The organism is Herbiconiux sp., from assembly GCF_023264895.1.
Classification (GTDB): domain Bacteria; phylum Actinomycetota; class Actinomycetes; order Actinomycetales; family Microbacteriaceae; genus Herbiconiux.
This window is the reverse complement of the sequence record NZ_JAHFUY010000019.1, coordinates 88,792-95,093: the sequence shown is the minus strand read 5'-3', so window position 1 is coordinate 95,093 and position 6,302 is coordinate 88,792. Positions and strand designations below refer to the sequence as shown.

General features: G+C 69.6%; 7 protein-coding genes. 5 read left to right on the top strand and 2 right to left on the bottom strand.

The features are described 5' to 3' along the window. Window positions 1-227: Fe-Mn family superoxide dismutase (locus Q0D57_RS03305; protein WP_291038083.1), on the top strand; the 227-nt coding region annotated here is incomplete at its 5' end. A gap of 13 nt (window positions 228-240) precedes the next feature. Here Q0D57_RS03305 and Q0D57_RS03300 read toward each other — a convergent pair. Continuing rightward, complete coding sequence (locus Q0D57_RS03300) at window positions 241-1,710, bottom strand: amidohydrolase family protein (RefSeq protein ID WP_291038080.1); 1,470 nt, start codon at window positions 1,708-1,710, stop codon at window positions 241-243. 146 nt (window positions 1,711-1,856) lie between these two features. Between Q0D57_RS03300 and Q0D57_RS03295 the strand changes: the two genes are divergently transcribed. Together Q0D57_RS03295 and Q0D57_RS03290 are read left to right on the top strand one after the other, a co-directional pair. Next, on the top strand, window positions 1,857-2,567 hold the full coding sequence (locus tag Q0D57_RS03295; protein WP_291038077.1) for a histidine phosphatase family protein: 711 nt from the start codon (window positions 1,857-1,859) through the stop codon (window positions 2,565-2,567). Next, window positions 2,564-3,796, top strand: coding sequence for an acyl-CoA dehydrogenase family protein (locus Q0D57_RS03290; RefSeq protein WP_291038074.1), 1,233 nt, complete (start codon window positions 2,564-2,566; stop codon window positions 3,794-3,796). Before Q0D57_RS03295 ends, Q0D57_RS03290 begins: the two co-directional genes overlap by 4 nt. Window positions 3,797-3,801: 5 nt before the next feature. Here Q0D57_RS03290 and Q0D57_RS03285 read toward each other — a convergent pair whose 3' ends face one another. Continuing rightward, on the bottom strand, window positions 3,802-4,296 hold the full coding sequence (locus tag Q0D57_RS03285; RefSeq protein ID WP_291038071.1) for a MarR family winged helix-turn-helix transcriptional regulator: 495 nt from the start codon (window positions 4,294-4,296) through the stop codon (window positions 3,802-3,804). A 71-nt stretch (window positions 4,297-4,367) separates the two neighbouring features. Here Q0D57_RS03285 and Q0D57_RS03280 point away from each other — a divergent pair, with 71 nt between their 5' ends. Beyond that, on the top strand, window positions 4,368-5,567 hold the full coding sequence (locus tag Q0D57_RS03280) for a TerC family protein (RefSeq protein WP_291038069.1): 1,200 nt from the start codon (window positions 4,368-4,370) through the stop codon (window positions 5,565-5,567). A 130-nt stretch (window positions 5,568-5,697) separates the two neighbouring features. Beyond that, complete coding sequence (locus Q0D57_RS03275; protein WP_291038066.1) at window positions 5,698-6,291, top strand: TerD family protein; 594 nt, start codon at window positions 5,698-5,700, stop codon at window positions 6,289-6,291. Window positions 6,292-6,302 lie beyond the last annotated feature (11 nt).

Sequence of the window (6,302 nt, the reverse complement as noted above, 5' to 3'; positions counted from 1 at the left end):
TCGGCGGCAACCTCACCGTCTTCCAGCTCTTCGACCAGCAGTCCAACGTGCCCTTCGGCGTCATCCCCCTCTTCATGCTCGACGTCTGGGAGCACGCCTACTACCTCGACTACCTCAACGTGCGCGCCGACTACATCAAGGCCGTCTGGAACATCGCCAACTGGCAGAACGTCGCCGAGCGCCTGGCCGCCGCGACCTCGAAGACCCAGGGCCTGATCTCCCTGTAGCCACGCCCGCTGGTCACCAGGCCAGTCGCTCCACACTGCGGGAGGCCGCCCTCGAGGCGACCTCCCGCACCCGTGTGTGGAGCTCGGTGCTCGCGCGGGCGGCGAGCGGATGCGTCGAGACGCCGTCCGCCGACACGAGCTCCCCGCCCACGAACACCTTCTTGAGGTTCCGCAGCCCGCACGCGAAGGCGTAGTGCGCGTAGACGTCCCACACCGGGCCCGTGTCGGGTGACGCCGGATCGACCACGAGGAAGTCGGCGAACTTGCCCACCTCGAGCGATCCCACGGCCGCCGCCACCTGCGGGCCGAGCGCCTCGGCCGAGCCGAGCGTGTGCATCCGGAGCATCTCGCGCGGCATCACGATCGAGGCGTCCTGGTTGACGGCCCGCTGCGTGTAGGTGCCGATCCGCAGGTTCTGGAACGGGTCGGAGACGTCGGTGCAGCTCTGGTCGTCGAGCCCCACGCCGATCGGCATGCCGAGCGAGCGGTAGTGCGGGATGTCGGCGACGCCCGAGCCGAGCCGCCCGTTCGAGGTGGGCTGCCAGACCATGCCGGCCCCCTTCTCGGCGGCGACCCGGGACATGTACGAGTCCGGATGCACGAAGTGGCCGAAGAGGAATCCCGGCCGCAGCGCCCCGGCCTCCTCGTACCACCGGAACTTCTCCCGCTGCTGGTCGAGCGCCTCGCTCGTCTCGAGGAAGTGCGCCTGGTTGCCGATGCCGTGCGCATCCATCGCGGCGACCTCGTCGCGCGCCGCCTGCTCGCTCGCCGACCACTGCACCGCGCCGAAGACGCTCGCGCCGAGATCGAGCTCGGCCGGCACCGAGCGCTTGAGGTGCTCGACGGCTCGGGCGAACACCGCGAAGGCCTCCTCGGCGGGCTGGAACTCCGAGTCGAGGCGGAGGGCGTTCATGGTGCGGAGGCCGGCGTCGCGGGCGGCGTCGATCTGCCGGTGCAGGTACTCCTCTGGGCGGATCGCGTAGATCTCGCGGGTGTCGCTCTCGGCGTCGTACTTGCCCACCACGCGCGAGTCGGTGAAGTTGTAGGCGCTCGTGACGCCGTTGCCGAGGAAGTCGAGGCAGCCGTGCAGGGTGAACCAGTAGATGTCGTCGGAGTCGGCCCCCGAGATGAAGGTGCTCTGCTCGCCGACCCAGCCGTAGAGACTGTCGCCCGGGGTCATGCCGCGCATGCCGCTCGTGAAGATGTGGCTGTGCGCCGAGATGAAGCCGGGCGCCACGAAGGCCCCGCGCACGTCGAGCACGTCGCCGCGGATGTCGCCCGGGGCAGGCGTGCCCTCGCCCATCGCCGCGATGCGCCCGTCGTCGCCCACCCGCAGCCATCCGCGGAACCAGTCGGGACCTTCGGCCTCCTGGCCATCCCGCACCGCCCCATCCCGCACCGGCCCATCCTGCACCGGCGGATCGAGCACCGTCCGGTCGGCCATCGGGAGGATCACGGCATCGACCACGGTGAGCTCTGTCATGCCGCCATCCTCGCGCGCCGAGATTGCGGACACGTTTCGCCCGGGAGCACGTCAGGTAACGCCATCCCGCGTCACACGCGAGCGGCCGGCCGCTACCCTGGATGAGGCGATCTCCCGCGCTCGCCTCCCGAGTCCGAAGGCCTCCCATGACACTCCCCGATCCGCACCCCGCCGCCCTTCCCGAGGGCCACCCCGACGCCGGAGACACCTTCCGGCACGCCGCCCGCGGCACCGCCCCCCAGATCGTGCTCGTGCGGCACGGCGAGACCGAGTGGAGCCTCGACGGCCGCCACACCGGCCGCACCGACATCCCGCTCACCGCCCGTGGCGAGGAGCAGGCGCAGGCCGTGGGCCGGGCTCTCGCCGGCCGCCGCTTCGGCCTCGTGCTCACGAGCCCCCGCCGCCGCGCGGCCGACACCGCCGCCCTCGTGACCCCCGGGCTCGTCGACAGCCCGGCGCCCGAGGTCGATCCGAACCTCGCCGAGTGGGACTACGGCTCGTTCGAGGGCCTCACGAGCCCCCAGATCGCGGAGGCCTACGGGGGCCCGTGGAACCTCTGGGAGAACGGCATCGTTCAGGATGCCGAGGGCCGGGGCGAGCAGGCCGCCGACCTCCTGGCGCGCAACCAGGCCGTCATCCGCCGCGCCCACCGCACCCTCAACGCCGGCGACGACGTGCTGATCTTCTCGCACGGCCACTACCTGCGCTCCCTCGGCGCCACCTGGATCGGAGCGCCCATCCGCCTCGGCGAGTACCTCGTGCTCGACACCGCCGCCGTGAGCGTGCTCGGCTTCGAGCACGGCAACCAGGTGCTCCGGCAGTGGAACCGCACGCCCTGGACGGAGCCCACGGCGTGAGCGCAGCCCCACCCCGCACCGTCACCGACCCGGCCGAGGCGGCCGACGCCCTCGCGGCCCTCGCCGAGCAGTTCACCGCCGTGGCCGCCGAGCGCGACCACGAGGGCACAGCCCCCTTCGCCGAGGTCGCCGCCTTCCGCGCCACGGGCCTCCTGCCCGCGCTCGTGCCGCGCGAGCTCGGCGGCGGGGGCCTCGACTGGCCCACCGTGCTGTCGGCCCTCCGCCCGGTGCTCCGCGCCGACGGCGGGCTCGGCCATCTCTTCGCCTACCACTTCGTCAACTCCTGGCGCATCCAGCTCAACGAGAACGAGGAGCGCTTCCAGGCCCTGCAGCGCGGCCTCGCCCGGAACCACTGGTTCTGGGGCGGCGCCGGCAACCCGCGCGACGCCGGGCTCGCCCTCACCCCGGTCGAGAGCGGGGCGGGCACCGGCCGCGGGGGCAGCGGAGGCTTCACGGTCAGCGGCCGCAAGTTCTTCGCCACGGGCGCGCAGGTCTCCGACCGCATCACCGCGAGCGGCACCCGCGTCGACACGGGTGAGAAGCTCGCCATCGTGATCGACGCCACGCAGCCGGGCGTCACCCACCACGACGACTGGGAGAACAACGGCCAGCGGCTCTCCGCCTCCGGATCGGTGTCGTTCGACGCCGCGAGCGTGCCGGAGGAGAACGTGCTCGGCTTCGGCGGCCAGGAGGGGCCGCGCTACCACCCGTACTCCTCGCTCTCGATCCTGTTCTTCCAGCTCGCGCTCGACCACGTGCACGTCGGTCTCGCCGAGGGCGCTCTCGCCGCCGCGGCGGAGTACGTGCGCTCGAGCACCAAGCCGTGGTCGACGAGCGGTGTCGACCGCGCGGTCGACGACCCCTACATCCGCGAGCTCATCGGCGACCTCACGGCGGCCACACGGGCAGCGGATGCGCTGACCTGGCGGGCGACCGAGTCGCTGACGGCCGTCGCCGACCGCGGCTGGGCGCTCACCGACGCGGAGCGCGGCGAGGCGGCGATCGAGATCGCGGCCGCCAAGGTGGTGTCGACGAAGGTGGCGCTCGACGTGACCTCGCGCGTGTTCGAGCTCACCGGCGCCCGCGCCACGGGCACCTCCTACGGCTTCGACCGCTTCTGGCGGAACGCCCGCACGGTCACCCTGCACGACCCCGTGGCCTACAAGGCCCAGGAGGTCGGCGACCACGCTCTGCGCGGCGCGTACCCCGAGCCGTCCGGCTACAGCTAGGCGGGCTACCTTCCCGCGTTGTGGCGGGAGATCGCATCCGTGACCCACGAGAACTCGTGCACGAAGCGCTCGAGCAGCCGCGCCAGCTCGGTGCGGTCGTGCTCGTTCCACTTGCCGACGAGGGTGGAGTAGACCTCGTAGGCGGCCTGCAGGTGCAGCTTCAGCGCCTCCACCCCCTCGGGGGTGGCGGTGACGAGCACGGCCCGCCCGTCGCTCGGGTCGGCGGTGCGCTCCACGAGGCCGGCGTCCTCGAGCCGGCGCACCTCGGTGCTCATGGTGGAGCGGTCGACCGAGAGCCATTCGGCGAGCGTCGACATGCGGTGGGGGCCGGAGGTCGCGATGTGCTCGAGCAGCCACGCGTCGGTGCTGGTGAGGGCTGCGCCGCCGGAATCCTGCAGGGTGCGACGGTTGTCTGCCCTGGTCGACCAGCGGAGGATGGTGGAGAGGGAGGCCTGGATGACGGCGCCCGGATCGCGCTCTCCCCTGTCGGCATCGCTCATAGCTGAATTATTCCTGACGAACATGCGAGAAAGTCGAGAATGGTTGGATAAGACCAACTAATATGGAACCCATGGAAATCCCCACCTATGTCTGGCTGCTCACCATCGTGGGCATCCTCGGATTGCTCGCCTTCGACTTCTTCTTCCACGTGCGGAAGGCCCATGAACCGACTCTCCCCGAGGCTGCCAAGTGGTCGGCCATCTACGTGGGGCTCGCGGTGGTCTTCGGCGTGGGGGTGCTCATCTTCGGAGGGCCCACGCTCGGCTCGGAGTACTTCGCCGGCTACATCACGGAGAAGGCCCTCTCGGTCGACAACCTCTTCGTCTTCCTCGTCATCATGGCGAGCTTCAAGGTGCCCCGCGCCGACCAGCAGAAGGTGCTGCTCTTCGGCATCGTCTTCGCGCTGATCGCCCGCACCGGGTTCATCTTCCTGGGCGCCGCGCTGATCAACTCGTTCTCGTGGCTGTTCTACCTGTTCGGCGCGTTCCTCATCTTCACGGCCATCAAGCTGCTGAAGCCCGAGGAGGAGAGCGACGACGCGAACAACTTCGTCATCCGTCTCGCCAAGCGCCTGTTCAAGACCACCGACAAGTACGACGGCGACAAGCTCGTCACGGTGGAGAACGGCAAGAAGGTGCTCACCCCGATGCTGCTGGTCATGGTGGCCATCGGTGGAACCGACCTGCTCTTCGCGCTCGACTCCATCCCCGCCATCTTCGGCCTCACCCAGAACACCTTCATCGTGTTCACGGCCACGGCGTTCTCGCTCATGGGCCTGCGTCAGCTCTACTTCCTCATCGACGGACTGCTCGACCGGCTCATCTTCCTCAGCTACGGCCTCGCCGCGGTGCTCGGGTTCATCGGCGTCAAGCTCGTGCTGCACGCGCTGCACGAGAACACGCTGCCGTTCATCAACGGCGGAGAGCACGTGCCCGTGTTCGAGATCAGCACCGGCCTCTCGCTCCTGGTCATCGTCGGCATCCTCACCGTCACGGTGCTGCTGTCGCTGTTCAGCCCGGCCGGCCGTGCGCACACCGTCATCAGCGACGCGAGCGCCCAGGCCAAGAAGTACATCGAGCACGACTACAAGGGCGACGACGTGGCCCGCGAGACCACCTACGCCCGCGTGCTCGAGCGGGAGAAGCAGATCGCCGGCCTCGCTCCGAAGTACCAGGAGAAGGCGGCCGACGACGAGGAGCTCGCCGAGCGCCTCACAAGGGCCCACGAGCTCCGCGGCACCCAGAGCGCCGACTCGAAGGGCCTCAACTAGCAGCACCATCGGACTCTGTTCCGAGCGGACCCGGAGGCGTTCCTACTAACGTAGGCAGTGCGCCTCCGGGACCCGAAACCTGATCGTGCACGATGACAGTGAATCGATTCGAAGCAGCAAGGAGTTACCCATGGGTCTGAGTCTTGAAAAAGGTCAGTCGCTCTCTCTCACGAAGAACGACGGAGGAGCGCTCACGCGCATCCGTCTGGGCCTCGGCTGGGACAGCGCGGCACCGGTCAAGAAGGGGCTCTTCGGGCGCCTCGCCGGCGGAGCCGATGTCGACCTCGACGCCTCGGCCATCTTCTTCGACGCCACGGGCAAGGTGCTCGACACCATCTGGTTCCAGCAGCTCAAGAGCAAAGACGGATCGGCCTCGCACACGGGCGACAACCTCACGGGTGCCGGTGACGGAGACGACGAGACCATCCTGGTCGACCTCTCGAAGGTCTCCCCCGCGGTGGCGCAGATCGTCTTCGTGATCTCCAGCTACAGCCGACAGACGTTCGACCAGGTCAAGAACGCCTTCAGCCGCGTGGTCGACGACTCGACCCCCGGCTCGCCCGAGGTCGCCCGCTACCAGCTCACCGACTCCGGCCCGCACACCGCCATGATCATGTCCAAGGTCTCCCGCGAGGGCGCCGGCTGGAGCTTCAAGGCGATCGGTGAACGCGCCAACGGCCGTTCGGTCATGGACCTGCTCGGCCCGGCCGCCCAGACTCTCTAACTCGACGAAGG

Coding starts and splice junctions, on each gene's coding strand:
- Q0D57_RS03300 (WP_291038080.1), bottom strand. CDS start 1,710: ATGACAGAGCTCACCGTGGTCGATGCCGTGATCCTCCCGATGGCCGAC.
- Q0D57_RS03285 (WP_291038071.1), bottom strand. CDS start 4,296: ATGAGCGATGCCGACAGGGGAGAGCGCGATCCGGGCGCCGTCATCCAG.
- Q0D57_RS03275 (WP_291038066.1), top strand. CDS start 5,698: ATGGGTCTGAGTCTTGAAAAAGGTCAGTCGCTCTCTCTCACGAAGAAC.
- Q0D57_RS03295 (WP_291038077.1), top strand. CDS start 1,857: ATGACACTCCCCGATCCGCACCCCGCCGCCCTTCCCGAGGGCCACCCC.
- Q0D57_RS03280 (WP_291038069.1), top strand. CDS start 4,368: ATGGAAATCCCCACCTATGTCTGGCTGCTCACCATCGTGGGCATCCTC.